The 21,539-nt window shown below is 58.9% G+C and carries 20 protein-coding genes; 14 read left to right on the forward strand and 6 right to left on the reverse strand.

What is annotated here, in order from left to right; translation table 11 throughout:
- The first annotated feature begins 135 nt into the window (after positions 1 to 135).
- On the forward strand, positions 136 to 1,488 hold the full coding sequence (locus PL640_RS02990; RefSeq protein ID WP_269698585.1) for a putative bifunctional diguanylate cyclase/phosphodiesterase: 1,353 nt from the start codon (positions 136 to 138) through the stop codon (positions 1,486 to 1,488).
- Positions 1,489 to 1,576: 88 nt separating this feature from the next.
- Here the strand turns inward: PL640_RS02990 and PL640_RS02995 are convergent, their stop codons facing one another.
- The 4 genes from PL640_RS02995 to PL640_RS03010 are packed head-to-tail and all read right to left on the reverse strand — an operon-like array spanning position 1,577 to position 4,809.
- Positions 1,577 to 2,464: an SMP-30/gluconolactonase/LRE family protein gene (locus PL640_RS02995; protein ID WP_271360752.1), complete on the reverse strand. Its 888-nt coding sequence runs from the start codon at positions 2,462 to 2,464 to the stop codon at positions 1,577 to 1,579.
- A 4-nt stretch (positions 2,465 to 2,468) separates the two neighbouring features.
- The gene (locus PL640_RS03000; protein WP_142839184.1) at positions 2,469 to 3,098 is read right to left on the reverse strand and encodes a 2-dehydro-3-deoxy-6-phosphogalactonate aldolase; all 630 of its coding nucleotides are present in this window, start codon (positions 3,096 to 3,098) and stop codon (positions 2,469 to 2,471) included.
- Between the two features lie 14 nt (positions 3,099 to 3,112).
- On the reverse strand, positions 3,113 to 4,027 hold the full coding sequence (locus PL640_RS03005) for a 2-dehydro-3-deoxygalactonokinase (protein WP_271360753.1): 915 nt from the start codon (positions 4,025 to 4,027) through the stop codon (positions 3,113 to 3,115).
- Entirely contained in the window at positions 4,027 to 4,809 is a 783-nt protein-coding gene (locus tag PL640_RS03010) for an SDR family NAD(P)-dependent oxidoreductase (protein WP_271360754.1), read from the reverse strand. Before PL640_RS03010 ends, PL640_RS03005 begins: the two co-directional genes overlap by 1 nt.
- A gap of 70 nt (positions 4,810 to 4,879) precedes the next feature.
- Between PL640_RS03010 and PL640_RS03015 the strand changes: the two genes are divergently transcribed.
- From PL640_RS03015 to PL640_RS03075, 13 genes are all read left to right on the forward strand, one after another.
- The gene (locus tag PL640_RS03015; protein WP_271360755.1) at positions 4,880 to 5,749 is read left to right on the forward strand and encodes an IclR family transcriptional regulator; all 870 of its coding nucleotides are present in this window, start codon (positions 4,880 to 4,882) and stop codon (positions 5,747 to 5,749) included.
- Positions 5,750 to 5,958: 209 nt separating this feature from the next.
- Positions 5,959 to 6,699: a helix-turn-helix transcriptional regulator gene (locus PL640_RS03020; RefSeq protein WP_271360756.1), complete on the forward strand. Its 741-nt coding sequence runs from the start codon at positions 5,959 to 5,961 to the stop codon at positions 6,697 to 6,699.
- A 78-nt stretch (positions 6,700 to 6,777) separates the two neighbouring features.
- Positions 6,778 to 8,001, forward strand: coding sequence for a CmpA/NrtA family ABC transporter substrate-binding protein (locus tag PL640_RS03025; RefSeq protein ID WP_271360757.1), 1,224 nt, complete (start codon positions 6,778 to 6,780; stop codon positions 7,999 to 8,001).
- Positions 8,002 to 8,130: 129 nt separating this feature from the next.
- The gene (locus PL640_RS03030; protein WP_269698579.1) at positions 8,131 to 9,258 is read left to right on the forward strand and encodes an Mrp/NBP35 family ATP-binding protein; all 1,128 of its coding nucleotides are present in this window, start codon (positions 8,131 to 8,133) and stop codon (positions 9,256 to 9,258) included.
- 338 nt (positions 9,259 to 9,596) lie between these two features.
- Positions 9,597 to 10,574: a magnesium transporter CorA family protein gene (locus PL640_RS03035; RefSeq protein ID WP_207134912.1), complete on the forward strand. Its 978-nt coding sequence runs from the start codon at positions 9,597 to 9,599 to the stop codon at positions 10,572 to 10,574.
- 15 nt (positions 10,575 to 10,589) lie between these two features.
- Positions 10,590 to 12,509, forward strand: coding sequence for a potassium transporter Kup (locus PL640_RS03040; protein ID WP_046800710.1), 1,920 nt, complete (start codon positions 10,590 to 10,592; stop codon positions 12,507 to 12,509).
- A 366-nt stretch (positions 12,510 to 12,875) separates the two neighbouring features.
- Complete coding sequence (locus PL640_RS03045; RefSeq protein WP_271360758.1) at positions 12,876 to 14,039, forward strand: cell wall hydrolase; 1,164 nt, start codon at positions 12,876 to 12,878, stop codon at positions 14,037 to 14,039.
- A 270-nt stretch (positions 14,040 to 14,309) separates the two neighbouring features.
- The gene (locus PL640_RS03050) at positions 14,310 to 14,675 is read left to right on the forward strand and encodes an AtpZ/AtpI family protein (protein ID WP_271360759.1); all 366 of its coding nucleotides are present in this window, start codon (positions 14,310 to 14,312) and stop codon (positions 14,673 to 14,675) included.
- Between the two features lie 60 nt (positions 14,676 to 14,735).
- Positions 14,736 to 15,485 carry a F0F1 ATP synthase subunit A gene (locus PL640_RS03055; protein ID WP_003494138.1) on the forward strand — a complete coding sequence of 250 codons (750 nt, stop codon included), beginning with the start codon at positions 14,736 to 14,738 and terminating at the stop codon, positions 15,483 to 15,485.
- A gap of 72 nt (positions 15,486 to 15,557) precedes the next feature.
- Positions 15,558 to 15,785: a F0F1 ATP synthase subunit C gene (locus tag PL640_RS03060; RefSeq protein ID WP_003494147.1), complete on the forward strand. Its 228-nt coding sequence runs from the start codon at positions 15,558 to 15,560 to the stop codon at positions 15,783 to 15,785.
- 79 nt (positions 15,786 to 15,864) lie between these two features.
- A complete protein-coding gene (locus PL640_RS03065) occupies positions 15,865 to 16,506 on the forward strand; it encodes a F0F1 ATP synthase subunit B (protein WP_142839194.1) in 642 nt (213 codons plus the stop codon).
- A 1-nt stretch (position 16,507) separates the two neighbouring features.
- On the forward strand, positions 16,508 to 16,993 hold the full coding sequence (locus tag PL640_RS03070) for a F0F1 ATP synthase subunit B (RefSeq protein ID WP_004440269.1): 486 nt from the start codon (positions 16,508 to 16,510) through the stop codon (positions 16,991 to 16,993).
- Positions 16,994 to 17,337: 344 nt separating this feature from the next.
- Positions 17,338 to 18,939, forward strand: coding sequence for a hypothetical protein (locus PL640_RS03075; RefSeq protein ID WP_271360760.1), 1,602 nt, complete (start codon positions 17,338 to 17,340; stop codon positions 18,937 to 18,939).
- 222 nt (positions 18,940 to 19,161) lie between these two features.
- On the opposite strand, the gene PL640_RS03080 is transcribed toward PL640_RS03075, so the two are convergent.
- Together PL640_RS03080 and PL640_RS03085 are read right to left on the reverse strand one after the other, a co-directional pair.
- A complete protein-coding gene (locus PL640_RS03080; RefSeq protein ID WP_271361442.1) occupies positions 19,162 to 19,815 on the reverse strand; it encodes a ribonuclease HII in 654 nt (217 codons plus the stop codon).
- 338 nt (positions 19,816 to 20,153) lie between these two features.
- On the reverse strand, positions 20,154 to 21,311 hold the full coding sequence (locus PL640_RS03085) for a PA0069 family radical SAM protein (RefSeq protein ID WP_269698576.1): 1,158 nt from the start codon (positions 21,309 to 21,311) through the stop codon (positions 20,154 to 20,156).
- Positions 21,312 to 21,539 lie beyond the last annotated feature (228 nt).

The raw sequence follows: 21,539 nt of genomic DNA on the forward strand, positions 1-21,539 counted from the left end.
CAACAAACGGGCCGTTTTTCGCGAGCGGCAGACTTTCCGAAAATGCCGCCGCATTTTTGGTTCGCGGCTCTATGGTTTTTTTAATACTTGCCCTGCATTGTGAGCGCGTTCACACAGGATTAACGAGATGCAGGAATGAAACGGGCAGAACCGCAATCGTTGCAGGTCAGCCAGAACGAGCTGCAGGCCATGGCTTACAGCGACCCTCTGACGGGGCTCGGCAACCGTTACCGTCTGCGGGACAAGATCCGTATGCTGGCAAGCGAACGCTCCAGCGACCCCGCGCCGTTTACCGTCGGCATCGCCAATATAGACGGTTTCAAACCCATCAACGATCTTTTCGGTGTTCAGGCGGGCGATGAAATCCTGTGTCAGGTGGCGCACCGGCTGAAGGCCTGCATTCCCGATGGCGCGGTCGTGACGCGCCATGATGGCGACGAATTCGCCTTCGTGCTGCCGCTGGTGTTTGAGCGCACCGGTGCGGAGCGCATCGGCAACATGATCAAGGACGTGCTCTCGGCCCCTTACGATCTCGGCGATCGTAACGTCCGGCTTTCCTCCTCCTTCGGTTTTGCCATCTATCCCTTTGCCGGCGATGACTTCGAGGATCTGCTGAAGAGCGCCGAGACGGCGCTTTATCGCTCCAAGCGGCGCGGACGTGGTCAGATAACGGTCTATTCGCGCGAAATCGCGCAGGAAATGAAGCGCGCCACCCAGCTGGAACAGGCCTTGCGAAACGCCATCATCACCGATGCGATCGATGTGCATTTCCAGCCCATCGTCCGGCTGGAAGAGGCGAAGGTCATCGGCTTCGAGGCGCTGGCCCGCTGGAACGATCCCGATCTCGGCTTTGTTTCACCCGCCGTCTTCGTGCCGCTTGCCGAAGAACGGGGTTTCATCGACGCGCTGTCGGAAGCCCTGTTGCGAAAGGCGGCGGAAGCCGCCCTGTTCTGGCCGCGTGAGCTGTTTCTGTCCTTCAACCTGTCTTCCGCGCAATTGATGGATCCGAGCACGGCGGACAATATTCTCTCCATTCTGGCCCGTGTCGGCCTCGACCCGCACCGGCTGGAGCTTGAAATCACCGAAACGGCCGTCATGACGTCCGCCGATACCGCGCAACGCATCATCAGCGAATTGCAGAGTGCCGGTGTTCGCATTTCGCTCGATGATTTCGGCACCGGCCAGTCGAGCCTTGGCCGCCTGCGCGATTTCACCTTCGACAAGGTGAAGATCGACCGCGCCTTCGTCTCGCGCATCAGCAGCGACCGCCCTTCGGAACACATCATCAAGGCCATCGTCGCCATGTGTGACGGACTTGATCTTGAAGTGGTGGCCGAAGGCATCGAGGAGCGGGTGGAAGAGGAAAAGCTGCGCGCGCTCGGTTGCGCCATGGGGCAGGGTTATTTCTACGGCCGCCCCGCCGATGCCGCCGCGACCCAGCGATATCTGCACGAAAATTATCGGGAAATCCTGTCGGATATTCCCTGAAGCGGTGCGGTCTGGCGGTGACGTTTCCCCACAACCCTCATTCCTGTGACAGGCACAGGAATGAGGAGAGAGCGGCATTCGCCTCGCTTCACAACCGGTAAAGCGGCTCGAACCTGCCCTTGACGTCGATACCGAGATCGAAGGTCAGGCCATGCTGCGGATTGGCGGCAAGGGCGTCCGCGTCCAGATTTTCCCGCGCGGAGGTGACGAGAAGGCGCGATGCGTCGGGGCCGATGAAGGCCGGGCAGGTCGTCTGGCCCGCCGGCACCTCATATCGGGCGAGGTGATTGCCGTCCGTATCGTAGCGATCGACAGCGCCGATGCCCCAGCGGGCATTCCAGATATGCCCCTCGGCATCGCAGACCGACCCGTCAATGCCACCTTCGACGCCGGCGGAATCGATGAACACCTCGGCCCTGCCAGTGGGAAGGCCGGTCTCAGCGTCGAGCGGCACCCGCATCAGCTTGTTCACCTTGGTATCGACGTAATATCCCGTCGCGCCATCGGGTGAAAAGCAGATCGAGTTGGGGATGCTAACCTCGGCAAACAGTTTCGTCACGATACCTTTAGCAACGTGATAGATGCTGCCGGCGCCTGTCTCCGCCTTCCGGCCCATGGTGCCGATCCAGAGCGCGCCGGAGGGGTGCATGCGCCCGTCATTGGAACGGTTGCCGGGCAGGTCCTTTTCCAGTTCCGCATGCAATGTCAGCACGCCGGTTGCCGTATCCCGCAGGAAAAGCCCGTCATCGGAGGCGATCAACTGTTTATGTTCGCTGACCTTGGCCAGCGCGCTGCCCATGAAGGGCAGGGCGTACACCGTCTTGCGGCCGGAAGCGAAATGCAGCTCGTGCAACTCGCGCTCGACGATGTTGAACCACCAGGCGGTGCCGGTCGCAGGGTCGAAGGTCGGGCCTTCGCCAAGCATCATCGGCGTTTCGTCAAGCACATGTCCGGCAAAGGGAAAAACAGTTGCCAAGCTCTTATCCTCCGATGGCTGCATCATAGGCCGATAGCGTGACGGTAGCGCGCTCGCGCACCTCGGCCGCCGTCATGCCCGGCTTGTAGAGGCTGGTTCCAAGCCCGAAGGCGGTAATGCCGGCCGAGGTATATTCGGCGAAATTTTTGTCGGAAACGCCACCGACGGCGGCAATGATGAGGTCCTTCGGCAGGATCGTCCTGATCGCATTGATGCCGGCCGGGCCGATAATGCTGGCGGGAAAGAACTTCAGCCCCGTCGCCCCGGCCTTTGCGGCCACCAGCGCTTCGGTGGGCGTGAGAACGCCGGGCATCGTCACCATGCCCTTGACGCGTGCGGCGATGATCACTTCGGCATCGGCATTGGGGCTGACCATCAGCTTGCCGCCGGCGGCATCCAGTGCCTCCACGTCTTCTACGCTGAGCACCGTGCCCGCGCCGATCAGGCAATCGGCAGGCGCCATCTTCGCGGCGATTTCGATCGAGCGGAACGGATCGGGCGAATTGAGCGGGATTTCGATGGCACGGAAGCCGGTCTCGATCAGTGCGCCGACGACGCCCTCGGTTTCCTCGGGTTTCAGACCGCGCAGGATGGCGATCAGCGGATATTTCATGGCAGGGAAGGGGATACGCATGGTGGGTCTTTCTTTTATGACCAGATGGTATTGGCGGCGGCCAGCAATCCGCGCCGCACGGCCTCGTCTGCATCAATGACCGTATATTGGATATCAAGGGCCGTGAAGGCGCCTTCGTAAAGCGCCCCGAGCGCGCCGGAGCCGATCAGCACGACAGGCGTGTCCCGCCGCGCATTGGAATGCGCGCCGGCAATTTCCAGTCCGATCATGATGCCGGAAAGCTTGGCCTTGGCATCGGTCGCGGTGAGGCCATGCAGCAATTGCCCGGAGCGCAGGGTAAACAGCCGGTTGGTGGCGAGCTGCGGATTGGCGTAGATGTCGCGCACGGCAGCCCTGAAGGTCTCGTGTTCACCGGTAAAGGCATCAGCTTCGGCCACCGCATGCGAAAGGATCGTCTGCCTGGAGATGACTTCGAACAGTTCGCCGGTCATGAAGGTGGCAAAGCCGGTCACATCACCGCCTTTGACCGTCACCCATTTGGAATGCGTGCCCGGCATGCAGACCAGCTTCTCACTGGCATCGGTGGAGGCGAGTGCGCCGAGCAACTGCGTTTCTTCACCACGCATCACGTCGGGCGCATTTTTATCCCGTTGCGCCAACCCCGGCAGAATGCGGACATCCCGCGCCTGACCCGGCACGCGGACCGCGCCGTCAAGAACCGCTGAAAGCGATGCCGGCACGTCGATGTAACCGGCCTCGACCCAGCCTTGCCGGGCGCCTGCCATGCCGCAGACCAGAACCGGCAGATTGTCGGGTGCGCCGATGGCATCGAGATGCGATTGCAGCACCTCGGCAAAGCCGGTGCGCATGGCGGTCGTCATGCCTTCCGCGCTTCTGCGCTCAGCCAGAACAGCGCCAGAACGGCTCAGAAGCCAGAGCCGGAAGCTGGTCGTGCCCCAGTCGACGGCGATAAAAGCGGGTTCGGACATTATAGAAGGCCTCCGTCTACGATGATGGATTGCGCCGTGATGGCGCTTGATGCTGAGGATGCGAGAAACAGGCTCGGCCCGGCCAGATCGGCGGCGACGAGCGTGCGCTTGAGACATTGCCGCGCCGTGGTTGCGGCGATGCCTTCGTCGGTCAGCCACAGGTCTTTCTGCCGCTCCGTGACGATCATGCCGGGCAGGAGCGTGTTGACGCGGATATTGTCAGGTCCCAGTCTGCCGGCAAGGCTCTTCGTCAGTCCGATAATGCCGGCCTTTGCCGCCGCATAGGAGGGTAGTTCACCCATGTTCAGCAGAAATGAGATGGATGAAAAATTGACGATGGATGCGTTCTTCGCCTGTCTGAGATGGGGCAGCGCCGCCTGAACGGTGAAGAACATCTGTTTGAGATTGACGGCCTGATTGGCGTCCCAATAGGCTTCCGTCACCGTGTTGATGTCGTGGCGGTCATCCCAGGCGGCATTGTTGACCAGCACCTTGATGCCGCCGGTAGCGGAGGCTGCCGCATCCACCGTCCGCCCGATGGCGGGAATGTCGCTCAAGTCGGTCTTGAAAAAATGCACTGGATGGGGAGCCACCCCTGCGAGCCGCTGGACAAGTGCGGCGCTGGGCTCCTCGGCGATGTCTATGAAGGCGACCTTCGCCCCCTGCATCGCGAAGGCTTCCACCAGCGATGCCCCAATGCCGGAGCCGCCACCTGTAATGAGCACGCCCGCATCCTTGAGGTCGGGAAATTGGGCTTGCATCATCGACATCGTCTCATCCATAAGGGCTTGATTGTTCCAATATATGGAACTAGATTTTACTAAATGGAATTATTCTCTTGGCGTCACACTTATGTCAAGGCAGATGACGGTGGATGTTGCCATGCCCGACAATAAAACCCCCAATGCCCAACGGCACGAGCCCGTTCCCGGTCGCGTCCGAAAAACAGAAAGCGAGACCGGCACGCTCGGGAAGGCCGTCTCGCTTCTGGAGCTTATCGCCTTTGCGGAAAAACCGATGCGTTTTACCGATGTGGTCGAGGCAAGTGGCCAGCCGCGCGGCACGGTCCACCGCCAGCTCGCCCATCTTCTCGCCGAAGGCCTGATCGACCATGCCAACGACCAGACCTATGCTGTCGGCCTGAGATTGTTGCAATTTGCGGCCAAAGCCTGGAGCGGCAATGATCTGCGCAGCGTCGCCGCGCCGCATCTGGCGGCGTTGCAGGAGGTGACGCAGGAATCCGTGCATCTCGCCGTTCTGAATGGCGGGCAGGTCACCTATCTCGACAAGATCGAGGGCAGACATACCCTGCGCATGCATTCGCAGGTCGGCAAGACCTCGCCGGCCTATTGCACGGGCGTTGGCAAGGCGGCGCTGTCCCTGCTGTCTGCTGATGCGCTTGCAAACCTCGCCGCCGGGCTGGAGTTCCACCGCTTTACGGAAAACACGATCGTAACGCCGGAGGAGCTGGTAGCGGATGTGTCGGCCATCCGCGTGAATGGTTACGGTTTCGACCTTCAGGAACACGAGATCGGCATTCATTGCGCCGCCGCGCCGGTTCTTGCGCCGGGACGCAATTTCCTCGCGGCGATTTCCGTCACCGGTCCCGCCTATCGGGTGGATGTGGAACAGCTTTACAAATGGGCGCCGCTGGTGCGCGAAACCGCTGATAAAATTTCAGCGGAGCTTGCCTGCCGATTATCGCCGGTTGCCGATGGTTGAGGAAAAAAGTGGCGCTGCTCTGTCGATTTTCGCGACCTGGTAGACGGGTCTGGCGTCAAATTGCGTGAGTTAAATCTTATTTTCGACTATTCTGAATTAAGTTTTCAACTTTTGTTTGCATGAATCATTTTGGTGAGTAACATCCCCGGCAATTTCCGGGCAAAGGTGGCCTTTGCGGCGGTATTTCTCATTCTCGAAGAACAGCTTTCATGCAGAAAACAGAGACGGCCGCCGTTCAGGCGATTGGTGTTGATTGCGTTCGCGAGATCGCCGGCCTGAACACGCAATTCGACATATTCCGGTTCTTGAAACGGTTGACGGAGGCCTGGGAGTTCAGGGCCTTCATGGTGCTTGACCTGTCATCCGAACTGGCGAGCGAGCTGTCGCAATATACCATCATCACCAGCTGGCCGGCCGAGCTTTTGCAGCGTTACGACGAAGAGGGCATGCTGCAGAACAGCAAGGTGATGGCGCAGCTTAAAAAATCGACGATACCCTTTTCCGTTGCCATGGATTTCCTGGATGAAGGCAACGAACCGATCGCCAAAAAGAACGTGATCGGCCTGTTCGAGCGATTTGAGATGATCAACTCCGTATGGTTTCCCGTTCACGATATCACCACCACCCGGGGCGCGGTGTCTTTCTCCGGCAACAAGACGATCTTGCCGGCAAGCCGGCTGGCGGAACTGTTTTACATTTCCAGCCATGTCTTTGCCCGGCTATCGGAAATCCGTCGTCTTGATCTCAGGGTTCCCGAAACATTGAGCGAGCGCGAGATCGACTGTCTGAACTGGACGGCGGCCGGAAAAACCAGCGCCGAAATCGCTGAAATCATGATGTTGTCGGAACATACGATCAATCATTACCTCAACCGCGCGACGAAAAAACTCGATACGGTCAACCGCACCCAGGCCGTCGCCAAGGCGCTGCGGGTCGGTTTGATAAAATAGCGAAATCGTAATTTTATCATTGTGATAAACCCTTTCCTGGGCGATCCTTCTTTCGAATCACCGGAAAGGAGAAATCGTTTGCCGGAGCGGCATAAGGTAAAAGCGGGATTTTCTCCGACTGTCGATTGCGCCGTGCTGATAGTCGCTGCCGAAAAAGGCTTTGCTGCCGATGAAGGCATAGAACTGCAACTCGTCCGAAAACAATCCGCACGCGCTGTCTTGACGGCGCTTGCCGAGGATGAGGTTCACATCGCCCATCTGCCCGCTCCGGTGCCGGTCGGTTCCGCAGTCGGCCTTGATGAGCTGCCGGCCGATATTATCGGCGTTTTCACACTTTCCCTCGGCGGATCGGCAACCACCGTTTCGCACGAATTTTACGATGAGCTTTACCGTGAAGGTTTGAAGCTTCCGGACCCTGCGGCCTTCGGGCGGGCCATGGCCCGCGTCTGCGCGGCACGCCGTGCTGCAGGTAAAAACCCGCCGGTCTTTGCGGTCGAGGATATCGTGTCCACACCGTTTTATATGTTGCGTTATCTGCTTGGAAGCTGCGGTGTGCTGCTCGGCCGGGACATGGAAATCGTCGAAGCCCTGCCGAAAGCCATGCCCGGCCTGCTGGAAAACGGCAAGGTCGATGCGCTCTGTACCGCCGAACCGGCGGGCAGCGCCGTGGTGCTGGGCGGCGCCGGGCGGATTGTCACGACCGGGGCGCTGATCTGGCAAAATGCGCCGGAAAAGATACTGGCCGGGAAGCGGCAGTGGACTGAGGAAAACGCCACCCTGCTGGAAGGGCTGCTGCGCGCGCTCTACCGTGCCGGCGAATGGTGCGCCAATTCCGCCAATATCGAGGAACTGACGGGCATCCTCGCCGCCCCTCATTATATGGACGAGAACGGCGAGTTCCTGCTGCCGGCGCTGACGGGCTATATTTCCACTTCGCAGAGGGACATGCGGCGCTATCCGGAGTTTTTCGTGACCAGCGCCAAGGCCGCAAATTTTCCGTGGCAGAGCCAGGCGTTGTGGTTCTTCAGCCAGATGTTGCGTTGGGGCGAGGTTCCCGCCGAATGTCGGTTCGACGCGGCCGTGGTGGAGGCCGCGCGCAACGCTTATCGGCCGGATATTTTCCGTAAGGCGATGAAGCCGCTTTTCGTGCCGGTGCCGGGCGCCAACCTGAAACTCGAAGGCACGCTCAGGGAGCAGGTGCATGTCGGCGCGTCGCGCACGGGCCTCGTCCTTGGCCCGGACTGTTTTTTTGACGGCCGGGTCTTTGACCCTGAAACGCTCGATATGGACGACGAAATCTGAAATGGCAGCGGTTAATCGTCGCTAATCTCTCCTGTTTGCGCTTTGGCATTGGCGAAGCGCTCCCGCTTGTCTATGGATGGCGCGGAAGAGTGCCCATATCCAGCCGGACCACGTTTACGGAGTAAGACAATGGCAGACGTCAGCAAGAACCAGGTGGAAAAGGCTCTGGAAGCCGTCATCTATCCCGGCAGCGGCAAAAGCATCGTGGCGCTCGGCATGGTCTCGGAAATCTTCATCGCCGATGCGAAAGCCTATTTTTCGATTACCGTTCCCTCCGACAAGGCGCAGGAGATGGAGCCGTTGCGGCTTGCCGCTGAAAAGGCGGCGAGGGGCGTTCCGGGCATTGTCGGCGCCGTGGTCGCGCTGACGGCCGATCGCAAGCCCGGCCAGCAGCAACAACCGCCGCGCCCCGCCGCCGCAACCGGCCGCCCGGCTGCGCAGCCGCGCTCCTCCAAGGTGGGCGTGCCGGGTGTCGGCGCCATCATCGCCGTCGCCTCGGGCAAGGGCGGGGTCGGCAAGTCCACGACATCAGTCAATCTGGCGCTTGGTCTTCAGGCGCTTGGCCTCAAGGTCGGTATGCTCGATGCCGATATTTACGGTCCTTCTATTCCCAAACTCCTGAAGATTTCCGGCCGCCCGCAGCAGCAGGAAGACCGCATCATCCTTCCCATGGAAAATTACGGGCTGAAGGTCATGTCCATGGGCTTCCTGGTGGATGAGGAAGCGGCGATGATCTGGCGCGGACCGATGGTGCAGTCCGCCCTGATGCAGATGCTGCGCGAAGTTGCGTGGGGCGAACTCGACGTGCTGGTGCTGGACATGCCGCCCGGCACGGGCGATGCACAGCTGACCATCGCCCAGCAGGTGCCGCTTGCCGGCGCCGTCATCGTCTCCACGCCGCAGGATCTGGCGCTGATCGATGCGCGCAAGGGCATTACCATGTTCCGCAAGGTGGAAGTGCCGCTGCTCGGCGTCATCGAGAACATGAGCTACTTCATCGCGCCGGATACCGGCGCGCGCTACGATATTTTCGGCCATGGCGGTGCGAAGGCCGAGGCCGAGCGGATCGGCGTGCCGTTCCTCGGCGAAGTGCCGCTCACCATCTCCATCCGTGAAATGTCGGATGCCGGCACGCCTGTTGTCGTCGCCGAGCCGGATGGTCCGCAGGCCGCGATCTATCGCGATATCGCCGAAAAAGTCTGGGCGCGCATCGGTGCGGGTGAGAGAAAAGCCGCGCCGAAGATCGTTTTCGAATAAGGCAACGGCTTTCGGCATAAACCGAAAAAGCGTTTCTCGGTATTGAATAGTCTTTTTAAAACAGAAGATTAATCGTCAGTATCAGGCAAGTTTTCTGGATGTGAACACCGAGAAATGCTTCGCCTGCAATGCTGTCGAGAAAAAATATTGCTTGATTGCATCTCGCTTTGGGCGCATACGCCTGCGCCGTTTGGCTCTTGGTCCATCGGGCTGGCGAGATATGAAATCCCGCTCGTTCCGGCGTGCCCTGAAGTGTTGTCCAAAGGTTTGCCGACCGCAAACAGGATATGTTAAGCAGCATTGCGGCTGAAGCTTGCGATGTGGACCGGAGAAGCGGATTGATAAAAGCCTACCGCGCCAATTGCGAGGCGATCAGCCTGTCGCCAGACGACGGCTCCGGACAGATTCCCGACGACATCGTCTGGATCGACATTGTCAATCCCGACAGGGCGGAAGAGCAGCATGTGGAAAAACTGCTGGGGCTCGATCTGCCCACCCGTGAGGATCTGAAGGATATCGAACCCTCCAGCCGCCTGTATATGGAAGACGGCAATGTCTTCATGACCGCCTCTCTGGTGTGGAAGGCGGATTCGGACGATCCGCGCCTCACGGATGTCGCTTTCATTCTTGCCGGCAAACGTCTCGTGACGATCCGTTATGCCGAGCCGAAATCCTTCCACCTCTTCATCGCCGCCATCACCCGCGTGCCGCACGAAATGCGCAGCGGCACGGCCCTGCTTCTGAAGCTTTTGGAAACCATCGTCGACCGCACGGCGGAAATTCTCGAAAATTCGGTCGCCGGCATCGACAATCTCGCCGCCGACATTCTCGGCAGCCAGGCACGTTCAAAACGCAAGGCGCCGCGTTATCTCGAAGACCGTCTTACCAACATCGCCGCCTATCACCGGCTGATCTCCAAGGTCCGCGTCAGCCTCGCATCGCTGGCGCGGCTGCAGACCTTCCTCTCTACCAGCGATCAGGCGCGCGGGGACAAGGAAGCGCGGGAACAGGGCAAGTCGATCGGCCGCGATATCCAGTCGCTGAACGAACATGCCGCCTTCGTTTCCGGCAATCTGACGTTTCTGCTGGATGCGTCTCTCGGCATCATCAATATCGAGCAGAACGGCATCATCAAGATTTTCTCCATCGCTTCGGTGGTGTTCCTGCCGCCAACGCTGGTGGCCTCGGTTTATGGAATGAACTTTCAGCTCATGCCGGAGTTGAACTGGACATTTGGTTATCCACTCGCGCTCGTCATCATGCTGATGTCCGCAATCATTCCGTTTCTCTTTTTTCGTTGGAAGGGCTGGCTCTAAGGAGCCAGGATCATCATGTCTCAAATCGTCGATAAGGACGTTGCCGAGAAACCGGACGCGGATGACAAACATCAGAACAAGGGGCTTTACGCCGCGATCCTTGGTTCGATCGGTGTCGTTTATGGCGATATCGGTACCAGCCCGCTTTACGCCTTCCGCGAAGCCCTGCGGCCGATCGCCTATGATGGCGTGACGCGGGAAGAGGTCATTGGCCTGACCTCGCTGATGATCTGGGCCCTGACGATCATCGTGACGTTCAAATATATCACGCTGCTGCTGCGCGCCGACAATGACGGCGAAGGCGGCACGCTGTCGCTGCTGGCGCTGCTGATGAAGACGGCAGGCACCCATCGCGGCGTTCTCATCGTGCTCGGCCTCATCGGTGCCGCCCTGTTCCTGGGTGACGCGATGATCACGCCGGCGCTGTCGGTGCTCTCGGCGGTGGAAGGTCTGAAACTCGTCACGCCGGCCATGGATGACTTTATTATTCCGATTTCCGTCTGCATTCTCATCGGCCTCTTCGCCATCCAGTCGCACGGCACGGGAACGGTGGCGAAATTCTTCGGGCCGATCACGGCGGTCTGGTTCCTCGTCATGGGTCTCGCCGGCCTCATTCATATCGCCGATGATTTCGGCATTCTCTTTGCCTTCAACCCGTGGCATGCGGTGGAGTTTCTGGCCAATGAAGGCTTTTACGGCATCGTCGTGCTCGGCGCGGTCTTCCTGACGATCACCGGTGCCGAAGCCCTTTATGCCGATCTTGGCCATTTCGGCCGCCGCCCCATCCAGTGGGCATGGTTCTGTCTGGTTTTCCCGGCTTTGACGCTGAATTATCTAGGCCAGGGGGCGCTGGTGCTCAAAGACCCGGCGGCGATGTCCAATCCGTTTTATCTGATGTTTCCGCAATGGGCGATCCTGCCGGCCGTCATTCTGGCCACCGCCGCCACCATCATCGCCAGCCAGGCGGTCATCACAGGCGCGTTTTCGCTGGTGCGTCAGGCCATCCATCTCGGCTACCTGCCGCGCATGGAGATCCTCTTCACGTCTGAAACCAATACCGGGCAGATCTATCTGCCGGCCGTCAACACCATCCTGCTGTTCGGCGTCGTCGCTTTGGTGCTCACCTTCAAGAGTTCCGATGCGCTGGCCACCGCCTATGGTATTTCCGTCACCGGCGCGATGGTCGTCACCAGCCTGATGTTCTTTGAATTCGTGCGCAAACGCTGGCAATGGTCGGTCTGGCTGGCGCTTGCCGTTCTGGCACCGCTTTTGCTGCTGGAGCTGATCTTCCTTGGTGCGAACCTGCTGAAGATCCATGATGGCGGCTACGTGCCGGTGCTGCTGGCGATCGCCTTCACCATCATCATGACCACCTGGCAGCGTGGCTCGAGAATCCTGTTCGCCAAGACCCGCCGCAGCGACGTGCCGCTGAAGGCTTTCGTCGCCTCGGTGGAAAAGGAAAGCGCCCATGCGCCGGTGCGGGTGCCCGGCACGGCGATTTTCCTCACCGGCGATCCGGAGGCAGCGCCAGCGGCCCTGCTGCACAATCTCAAGCATAACCACGTCCTGCATGACAAGAACGTCATCCTGACGATCCGGACCGAGGATCAACCGCGCGTTCGCCCGGAAAACAGGTACACGCTGACGAAACTCAGTGACCGTTTCGCGGTGGTGGAACTGCATTTCGGCTTCATGGAAACTCAGAACGTCACCCAGGCGCTGGGTTATCTGAGACGCACCGGCTACAAGTTCGACATCATGTCGACCTCATTTTACCTTGGCCGCCGCAAGCTGGTGCCGGATCCGAAGTCCGGCATGCCGGGCTGGCAGAACCGCCTGTTCATCGCCCTTGCCGAAACCGCCGCCGACCCGTCGGACTATTTCCGCCTTCCGGCCAACCGCGTGGTGGAACTGGGTTCTCACGTCGTCGTGTGATGACGCGGGCATGCCTTCAGGTAGCTGAGCGGCCTCCTTCTTTCCGTCATACCGGCCATGAGCCGGTATCCAGCCAGCCCAAGTCCTTGGGCTGAAAGGGGTCTTTACACCGCGCCGACGCGCTTCGGCCGGATTCCGGCTCGAGGCCGGAACGACGGATGTGGAGATGGCCTGCGGGACAGTTATGATCGCCACATGCGAACTCGACTCCACGCCATGCGCATTAGAAGGCGCGCACACATTAACGTGAAGCCACGTCCGCTCGCCGCGTTAACCAAGCATCAAGGTTAATAAGAGATTCTTCAACACCTGTAGCAAATATGGTTGTCGGTGTTCGGAGTGCTGGTTTTGCGTTCGAAAAGTGTAATGCGTCGTCGGTCCTCCGCGTCCCTTCAGGCATGGACCTCCAGATGGGCCTCACCCGTCGTCTTCGGCCTTGCCGCCTGGCTCGTCTTTCCTTCTCTTGCCGCGCGTGCGGATCTGGCCTCGCTCTTGGCCGGGTTGGACAATGGCGGCGAACAATGGCGCATGGTGCTGACGGCCTCTCCGGCGGGTTCGGTGCACAATGCCTCGCTCACTTTTAATGATGCGGCAGGCGAGGCGGCGCTGCATGGCAGCGGCATGACCCTGCCGAATGGCAGCAAGGTCGCCTTCGTCACCAACAAGAAGGGCGAGCCCACGACGCCGGACAGCGAGCGTGTCAACCGCGCCGCCAAGAAGGGCCGCATCGTCGCCACCGAAATCATGCAGCCGCCAAAGGCTTTCACCGCCGGCTCCGTCCTTCAACGCACCAGCATGCTGGATATAGAGCCGCTGAAGCGCAAGGACCGCACGGCTTTCGTGAAGCCGAAGCGCGGCAAGGATGTTGAACTCGCCTCCTTCTATTTCCGCCGCGATGAAAAGAAGGTGGACAAGAGTGTGTCGCCGATGTTGGCGGAACTCATCACCAACCGTACCCCGGATATTCTCGCCACGGCCTACGCGCCGGCCGCGCCTGACTTTGCCCGCGAATCGCCCTTCGACGCCATTCTCAAAAAACCGGAAGCTGGCCGCTTTGTGCCGCAGATCAGCCCGGAAGACCATGCCTGGGCGGCGACCCCGCTGCCGGCCGAGGTTTTTTCCGCAGCCGAACAGCAGTGCCTGGCATCCGGCATCTATTTCGAAGCGCGCGGAGAATCGGTCAAGGGACAGGCAGCGGTGGCGCAGGTCATCCTCAACCGCGTGCGTAACCCCGCTTATCCGAAAACCATCTGCGGCGTGGTCTATCAGAATAAGGACTGGCGCAACCGCTGCCAGTTTTCCTTCGCCTGCGACAATATAAAGGACCGCGTGAATTCCGAACGCCATTGGAAGATGGCGCGCGAAGTGGCCATGGCCACCACCGCCGGCAAGATCTGGCTGAACGAGGTGGGTTCCGCCACACATTATCACGCCGTTTACGTTCGCCCGGCCTGGGGCAAGTCCATGAAGAAGGTCGGCCGCATCGGTCTGCACGTGTTTTACCGTACCTATGGTGGCGGCTGGAGCTGATACCACCGCCAATTTGTCGCATTTTGCGTGTCAAAAATGCCGATTCCCTCGCGAAACATCGCCGCCAAACGGTGATTTGGCATCAAGCTGTTGTTTTTCAATGATTAATTTGTGCTGAAACAAGCTGCCTCAGTGCCTTGACTAGAGAAGCCCCTAAAACTATGTTGCGCGCGACTTCAGAGCGGGCTGGAACAGGCTTAATCCGTCACCGTTTACAACTCCAAAGGGTTCTGGCATGGCTGGAACGGAGAAAATGGTTGGGATTTTAAGATGACTGGCAACCGTGACGATAGTCTGGACGAGCGTCGCAAACGCCTTGCTGATGAGTTGGCAAAGGTGAAAGCGGAGGATGAGGCGGAAGTGAGGGCGGAGACCAACGCTGCGGAAAACCGGAAAGGTTTTGCGATGGCGGTCAAGCTCTCATCAGAGTTTATTTCGGCCATCGTGGTCGGCGCTATGCTGGGTTATCTTCTGGACTATTTTGCCGGCACGACGCCGTGGGGGATGATCGTTCTTCTCCTTCTCGGTTTCTGCGCAGGCGTATTGAATGTGTTGCGCTCGACGGGCGCGGTGGCCAAGCCGCCGTTGCTGGAGAAGGCGGACAGGCGAGACGAGGGTGGAAAAGACGGCATTTAAGCTGTTTTTTCTTGCAGTTGAGATGCCGCCAAGCGCGGCGACAGGTAAAGAGGGCAGCCGGTGGCAAACGATCCGACCCATCAGTTCTTGGTGCAGCCGATCATTCCGATCGAAATTGGCGGCGTCGATTTTTCCTTCACCAATGCGTCGCTTTTCATGGTTGCGACCGTGGCCGCCGCTTCCGGTTTCCTTTATTTCGCAACGTCGAACCGCGGTCTGATCCCGACCCGCATGCAGTCCGTTGCGGAAATGTCCTATGAGTTCATCGCCTCCATGCTGCGCGAAGGCGCCGGCAAAAAGGGCATGGTGTTCTTCCCCTTCGTCTTTTCGCTGTTCATGTTCGTGCTGACGGCAAACCTTCTCGGCATGTTCCCGTATTTCTTCACGGTCACCAGTCAGATCATCGTCACCTTCGCGCTCGCCTGCCTCGTCATCGGCACGGTCGTCGTTTACGGTTTCTACAAGCACGGTCTGCATTTCTTCGGCATCTTTGCCCCCTCGGGCGTGCCTAAGGCGCTTTTGCCGCTTGTGGCGTCGATTGAAATGATCTCGTTCCTGTCGCGTCCGATCAGCCTTTCCGTTCGTCTCTTTGCGAACATGCTGGCCGGCCACATCACGCTCAAGGTTTTCGCAGGCTTCGTCGCCTCCATGGGCGCGCTCGGCGCGCTCGGCATCGGTGGCGCCGTTCTGCCTCTCATCATGACGGTCGCAATGACCGCTCTCGAATTTCTCGTTGCCTTCCTGCAGGCTTATGTGTTCGCGGTACTGACTTGCATGTACCTGAACGACGCCGTGCATGGTGGTCACTGAGAAGTAAAGTCGCTGGCCCCGGAAACGGGCGTCAAGAATAGCCGCAACAACCAATATCTCAAGGAGTCTCACATGGAAGCGGAAGCAGCAAAGTACATCGGCGCAGGTCTCGCATGCCTCGGCATGGCTGGTACGTCCCTCGCACTCGGCCGTATCTTCGGTGATTACCTGTCCGGCGCACTGCGCAACCCCTCTGCTGCCGACAGCCAGTTCGGCCGTCTGGTATTCGGCTTCGCCGTTACGGAAGCTCTGGGCATCTTCTCGCTGCTCGTTGCTCTCCTTCTCCTGTTCGCTGTCTGATAACGGCATCAGGTCTGGATCACGGCCCGCAAATGGCGTGCCGTGATCCTTCGCATTTGCAGTCCCCCTGGAGGTGAGCATGTTCGTGACCGAGGCTTATGCCCAGTCAGCACCGACCGTAGGTGAAACGCATACGGAAACTCCGGCCGTTGGCCAGCCGCAACCGGAAGCCACGCACACGGAAACCGGTGTAGCGCATGGTGCCGAACACGGTGCTTCCGGCGTTTTCCCGCCGTTCGACCAGTCTACTTATGCATCGCAGGTCCTTTGGCTGGCGATCACGTTCGGCCTTTTCTATCTGCTGATGCAGAAGGTCATCGTTCCGCGCGTCGGCGGCATTCTCGAAAACCGTCACGGACGCATCGCACAGGATCTCGACGAAGCGGCACGGCTGAAAACCGAAGCTGACGCAGCCGTCGAAACCTATGAAAAAGAACTCGCGGCAGCCCGCGCCAAGGCAAGCTCGATCGGCTCCGCGGCACGTGACGCCGCCAAGGCCAAGGCTGACGCCGACCGCGCCGCCATCGAGGCAGGACTTGCTGAAAAGCTCGCCGCCGCCGAAAAGCGCATTGCCGGCATCCGGGACCAGGCTTTCGCCGATGTCGGCGCCATTGCCGAGGAAACCGCGACCGCGATCGTCGACCAGCTAGTTGGCGCCAAGGTCAAGGACACCGACGTCAAGGCCGCCATTGCCGCCGCTTCTAGCGTAAAGGGAGCCTGACATGGCATTTGATGCATCATTTTTCGCTCTTGTCGGTCTCGTCCTTTTCTTTGTCCTGATCGCCTATCTCAAGGTTCCGGGCATGCTCTCCAAGTCTCTGGACGAACGCGCCCAGAACATTCAGGACGAGCTGGCCGAAGCCAAGCGCCTGCGTGAAGAGGCCCAGCACCTGCTGGCCGAATATCAGCGCAAGCGCAAGGAAGCCGAAGCAGAAGCCGCCGGCATCGTTGCCGCCGCTGAACGCGAAGCCGCTGCCCTGACGGAAGAAGCCAAGCAGAAGACGGAAGAATTCGTCGCCCGCCGCACGGCTCTGTCGGAACAGAAGATCAAGCAGGCCGAAGAAGACGCCATCGGCGCCGTCCGCGCCGCCGCCGTTGACATCGCCATTGCCGCTTCCGAGAAGCTGCTGGCCGAAAAGACCACGGCTGCCGCAAAGGCCAAGCTTTTCACCGCCACGATCGGCGAAGTGAAGTCGAAGCTGAACTGAGATTTATCTCGGATTGATGAGAACCCCTCCGGCGCGAGCTGTGAGGGGTTTTTTCGTTTAGGCTTTAGAGGCCAGTTTAGGATGCGTCGCCAGGGCAATCATTGGCAGCTCCTTTTGCGCTCCCAATGCGTACATCCAGTTACACCTCCGCTTTGATCCCTCATTTCAGTCGCTGCCTAGTACTTAAAATGCTTGGAGCACAGTCGTTCTGCTACCGTTGATATACGTGATGGGAAGGAAGCGAGCTGTGGGGCCTATTAATCTACTCGCGAACGCGGCAAAAATTGCAATCTTCCGGCTATTTCAGTAAGCAGACTGAAATCTGAAATTGCATAGAGTTCCTCATGCTTAGCTTCTTCAAGAAAAATATCTGGCCTCCTAACAAACAGAACCCACCTTGGGGAAGCGCTGCGTCTATCTATGCCCATATCGCCACACATATTGATCCGGAGAAACCGACAGGCTTGTCGGAAGAGGGTTATCGGCTTCCCGATGAGCCCGCTGGTAATCCGAGTGAAATTTCATTCGCACCGGGTGCCATGGACGGGGTGATGAGCCATCATGGCGCTTCCAAACCGGAAGGCCAGATTGTCTCAGAACTATATGCGGCCTTGAAGTTAGTTACTGAAAACGCGTCAGAAAGTAACATAAGAGCCTTGTATTTACTGATCAAGGATGGCTCGGCCCTTAGCGTCATCGATCCACTTATCGAGAAAATGCGGCTTGAAAGGGCTTTGGACGCTGGCCGGCTGTACGAGATCGCGCATTGGTTCACGACGCACGCCGCTCACAGAGAGCCAGTGAAGTTCTCAATGGCATTGCTGGGCCTGTTAAGGGGCAGCGATGAAACGGTTACTTTTCTGACTCTTGGTCGGCACGACGAGTTTACACTTTATGCGGCAGCAGCAATCTCTGGTAACGATAGCTACGGCGAAATAGTACTGTGGAAGTTGGCCGAGGCCGCTGAAGGATGGGGACGAATTCATGCAGTCGAACGGCTTGTCGGTACAGTTGATCCCGAGATCAAGGGTTGGCTAATTCGTGAAGGCTATAAAAATGCAGTAATGTATGAATATCTGGCTTGTATTTGTGCCAGAGCGGGTGACCTTCACATTGCACTTCGGGCGGCGCAAATAGATGACGAGTTGCTCAATTCAGCCTGCGAAATCGTCGATACCCTGATACTCGGTGACGATGGGCCGGCTGAGGGATTCTCTGACTACGAACACGGTTGTGCGGTCGTTGGTGCACTGTTGGAGCATGGAAAAGAAAGATTTGATTCCGTTTCACACTATTCTTTCATTTCTCGGCTTCGAGACAGGCTCAATGAGCATTATTCCGGTGAACGGAAACTGCAGCACGATTGGTCCACCGACGCGGTCGATCACGTATCCAGAAGTGTCTCTGACCTGCTCGCGAAAGATCATTGGAAGCCCGCGATATGCGGTGCTTTGGACGTCGGTGACAGGCAAGAATTCTGGAACGCAAGCAGGGTAAGCCAGAAATTTGGCATCGATCCATGGCCTTACTTCTATGCTCGCACGGAAGCGGGTGAGGAATATTGGTGGGATTTGATGCGCAGCTCCGATGTAGATCGTATTGATCAAGTGCTCAAGCTTGGCTTGAAATGCATTCCTCTCGATGAAATTGCGAAAGGCCCAAGCACCGAAATGGGCCTCGGCCCAGGATACTCAGCGCATGCCGCTTTAGATTTCATTTTACAGGATCTTGGAAAATTTCCCGGAAAAGGTTGGGCCTTCATTTCTGCCGGCTTGCAAAGCCCAGTGGTAAGAAACCGTAACATGTCAATTCGGGCTCTATCCAGTTGGGATCGAAAACAATGGCCCCATGAAGCACTTGTTGCATTAAGGCGGCTGAAGGAACTTGAGACGGATGATGACATAAGGCAGCGGATCGAAGATCTGTTAGCGGCAAAAGAGATTTAATAGACCGCAGACGGGACCATTAAAAAAACTGTTTCATACCTGAGAGGAAATTTGCAAAACCGAACCTCTTAGTCGAGGGAATCATAGCCAGTCGAAGGCAATGGGCCGGAAGTGGTTGTTGCGGTGAATGACGACCAGTTCTTCTTCGGTGCTTAAAACAGGACCGCCGAACAGCGATCTAATAACGGAGGTTATAGCTTGACCTCAAATTCCCAGTCCGAATCAATCCCGCTTCAGCGGCCGAAAACTCATCCTGTGCAGCGGGCAAGGTCCATGGCTTTCGATGGCGCGAAGATGGGCCGGTGTGCCGTAACCGGCATGGCCCTCAAAGCCGTAGGACGAATGCACCAAACCGGCGCGCTCCATCATCCGGTCACGGGTCACCTTGGCGATGATCGAGGCGGCGGCGATGGAGAGGGAGCGGGAATCGCCCTTGATAACGGCCTTGGCTTCGCAGGTGATGCCCGGCGGCCTGTCGCGGCCATCGGCCAGCACGAGGGCGGGGGAGGTTTCTAGGCCGAGAACGGCGCGGCGCATGGCGTCGAGGCTGGCGCGCAGGATATTCATGCTGTCGATCAGGCCGGGGCCGGAGGAGGCGACCGATACGATCGATGTTTCCATGATCTGGACGAAGAGGCTTTCCCGTTTCAGCTTCGTCAGCTTCTTGGAATCGTCCATACCCTCAGGAATATTGTCCGGATCGAGGATGACGGCTGCTGCAACCACCGGGCCGGCGAGCGGTCCGCGGCCTGCCTCATCCGTGCCCGCCACGGGCCAGAGCCCCTTCTTTTTTGCCTCAAGTTCGAAAGAGAAATCCGGGCCGGTATCGGCGAGATCGAAGAGGACAGGAGAATCGGGTGCGGTGCGGCGTTTCATGCGGCGAAACTTGCACACACACCCGATCTCCTGCAAGCCCCCGGAGGCGGGCGATGACAGGCAGGGTGAGCCGGGTCGAGGGGGCGTGGCTCACTATGCCCTTCAGGTCATCATGACCTTTGATCCTCCAACGGGGCGGCGGAGGAAAAACGATCGCACGCGAGGCGGCGGTTCCGGGGGGCAATGTCCGGCTGGCCAGGGAAAACCCGCCGGGCATTTCGTGGAGAGCGTGGCCGCCCGAAGGGAAGAGGCCAGCGCTCCTTGTCGTGTTCCATCTGATATCGTCGCACCCGCTGTGTGGCGCTTCGATCAGGCAGGATATTTTCAGCGTCCGTTTTTTAAAGCAGCGACAATTGCACTCCTGCGCCGCCCGGCGGCACGAAGAGATCATCGCGCAGATGAATGCCGCGGCGGATGAGGCCAAGCCGTTTCGTTGCCATTTCGAAACGCCTGCCGATCTGCCAGGCGTAAGGGCCGGCGCCCTTCATGCGTTTCCCGAACTCCGCATCATAATCCTTGCCGTCGCGCATGGAGCGCACCAGCGACATGACGTGACGATAGCGGTCCGGATAGTTGCGCAGCAGCCAGTCGCGGAAGAGCGGGCTCACCTCCAGCGGCAGGCGCAGCAGCACATAAGACGCTTCGCTCGCACCGGCGGCCTTGCCGGCTTCCAGAATCCGTTCGATCTCATGATCGTTGAGTGCCGGAATGACGGGCGCCATCATCACGGCAACCGGAATGCCCGCCTCCGTCAGCGCCTTGACCGCTTCCAGCCGCTTTTCCGGGGTGGCGGCGCGTGGCTCCATGTTGCGCGAGAGCTTGCGGTCCAGCGTCGTCACGGAAATGCCGACCTTGGCGAGGCCCTTTTTGGCCATGGGGGCCAGAATGTCGATATCCCGCTTGATCAGCGCCGATTTGGTGACGATGGCGACGGGATGGTCGGCCTTGGCCAGCACTTCCAGTATCTGCCGCATGATGCGCCATTCACGCTCGATTGGCTGATAAGGATCGGTATTGGTGCCGATGGCGATCACCCGCGGCTTGTAGCCCGGTTTTGCCAGTTCTCTTTCCAGAAGCTTCGCCGCATCCGGCTTGGCAAACAGCTTCGATTCGAAATCCAGCCCGGCCGAAAGACCCATATAGCTGTGCGTAGGCCTTGCGAAACAATAGATGCAGCCATGTTCGCAGCCGCGATAGGGGTTGATGGAGCGATCGAACGGAATATCGGGCGATTCGTTACGGGTGATGATGCTGCGCGGTTTTTCCACCTGCACCTCGGTGCGGAATTCCGGCATGTCTTCGAGTGTCTGCCAGCCATCGTCGAAAACCTCGCGCTGCAGGGCCTCGAAGCGTCCATCCGGATTGATCCCGGCGCCACGGCCGCGACGACGGTCGATTTCGATCCGCAGGCCCGATGCATCGGCCAGCGCATTGGCAATATCTGGCATATGGCTCGGCTGGAAGGCAGCCTGCCCCGAAAGCGTATGGTTTCTCATCTGGATGCTCCCGGGCGCCGCGCGCCTGAAGGCCCGCCAAACACCCTAAACCGTTTCCGTTCGAACAGGCTTTCTTCCCCTCTTCGATGATTAAATTCCTAACGCAAAAATGAGAACAATACAAGAACAAAAATGCAGAACCGATATTTGTCCACATCCCGGCAGGGAAAGGTTGGGGGAGTTATTTCGCCGCGGGGCGGAGTGCCGATCCGCATCGGGGATGGCGGA

This window comes from Agrobacterium sp. ST15.16.024, assembly GCF_027956545.1.
Lineage (GTDB): Bacteria > Pseudomonadota > Alphaproteobacteria > Rhizobiales > Rhizobiaceae > Agrobacterium > Agrobacterium cucumeris.

Excerpts from the sequence above, each read along its gene's own strand:
- PL640_RS02990 (WP_269698585.1), top strand. The coding sequence starts at position 136 with ATGAAACGGGCAGAACCGCAATCGTTGCAGGTCAGCCAGAACGAGCTG.
- PL640_RS03000 (WP_142839184.1), bottom strand. The coding sequence starts at position 3,098 with ATGCGTATCCCCTTCCCTGCCATGAAATATCCGCTGATCGCCATCCTG.
- PL640_RS03005 (WP_271360753.1), bottom strand. The coding sequence starts at position 4,027 with ATGTCCGAACCCGCTTTTATCGCCGTCGACTGGGGCACGACCAGCTTC.
- PL640_RS03010 (WP_271360754.1), bottom strand. The coding sequence starts at position 4,809 with ATGGATGAGACGATGTCGATGATGCAAGCCCAATTTCCCGACCTCAAG.
- PL640_RS03015 (WP_271360755.1), top strand. The coding sequence starts at position 4,880 with ATGTCAAGGCAGATGACGGTGGATGTTGCCATGCCCGACAATAAAACC.
- PL640_RS03020 (WP_271360756.1), top strand. The coding sequence starts at position 5,959 with ATGCAGAAAACAGAGACGGCCGCCGTTCAGGCGATTGGTGTTGATTGC.
- PL640_RS03030 (WP_269698579.1), top strand. The coding sequence starts at position 8,131 with ATGGCAGACGTCAGCAAGAACCAGGTGGAAAAGGCTCTGGAAGCCGTC.
- PL640_RS03040 (WP_046800710.1), top strand. The coding sequence starts at position 10,590 with ATGTCTCAAATCGTCGATAAGGACGTTGCCGAGAAACCGGACGCGGAT.
- PL640_RS03045 (WP_271360758.1), top strand. The coding sequence starts at position 12,876 with ATGCGTCGTCGGTCCTCCGCGTCCCTTCAGGCATGGACCTCCAGATGG.
- PL640_RS03050 (WP_271360759.1), top strand. The coding sequence starts at position 14,310 with ATGACTGGCAACCGTGACGATAGTCTGGACGAGCGTCGCAAACGCCTT.
- PL640_RS03060 (WP_003494147.1), top strand. The coding sequence starts at position 15,558 with ATGGAAGCGGAAGCAGCAAAGTACATCGGCGCAGGTCTCGCATGCCTC.
- PL640_RS03065 (WP_142839194.1), top strand. The coding sequence starts at position 15,865 with ATGTTCGTGACCGAGGCTTATGCCCAGTCAGCACCGACCGTAGGTGAA.
- PL640_RS03070 (WP_004440269.1), top strand. The coding sequence starts at position 16,508 with ATGGCATTTGATGCATCATTTTTCGCTCTTGTCGGTCTCGTCCTTTTC.
- PL640_RS03075 (WP_271360760.1), top strand. The coding sequence starts at position 17,338 with ATGCTTAGCTTCTTCAAGAAAAATATCTGGCCTCCTAACAAACAGAAC.
- PL640_RS03080 (WP_271361442.1), bottom strand. The coding sequence starts at position 19,815 with ATGAAACGCCGCACCGCACCCGATTCTCCTGTCCTCTTCGATCTCGCC.
- PL640_RS03085 (WP_269698576.1), bottom strand. The coding sequence starts at position 21,311 with ATGAGAAACCATACGCTTTCGGGGCAGGCTGCCTTCCAGCCGAGCCAT.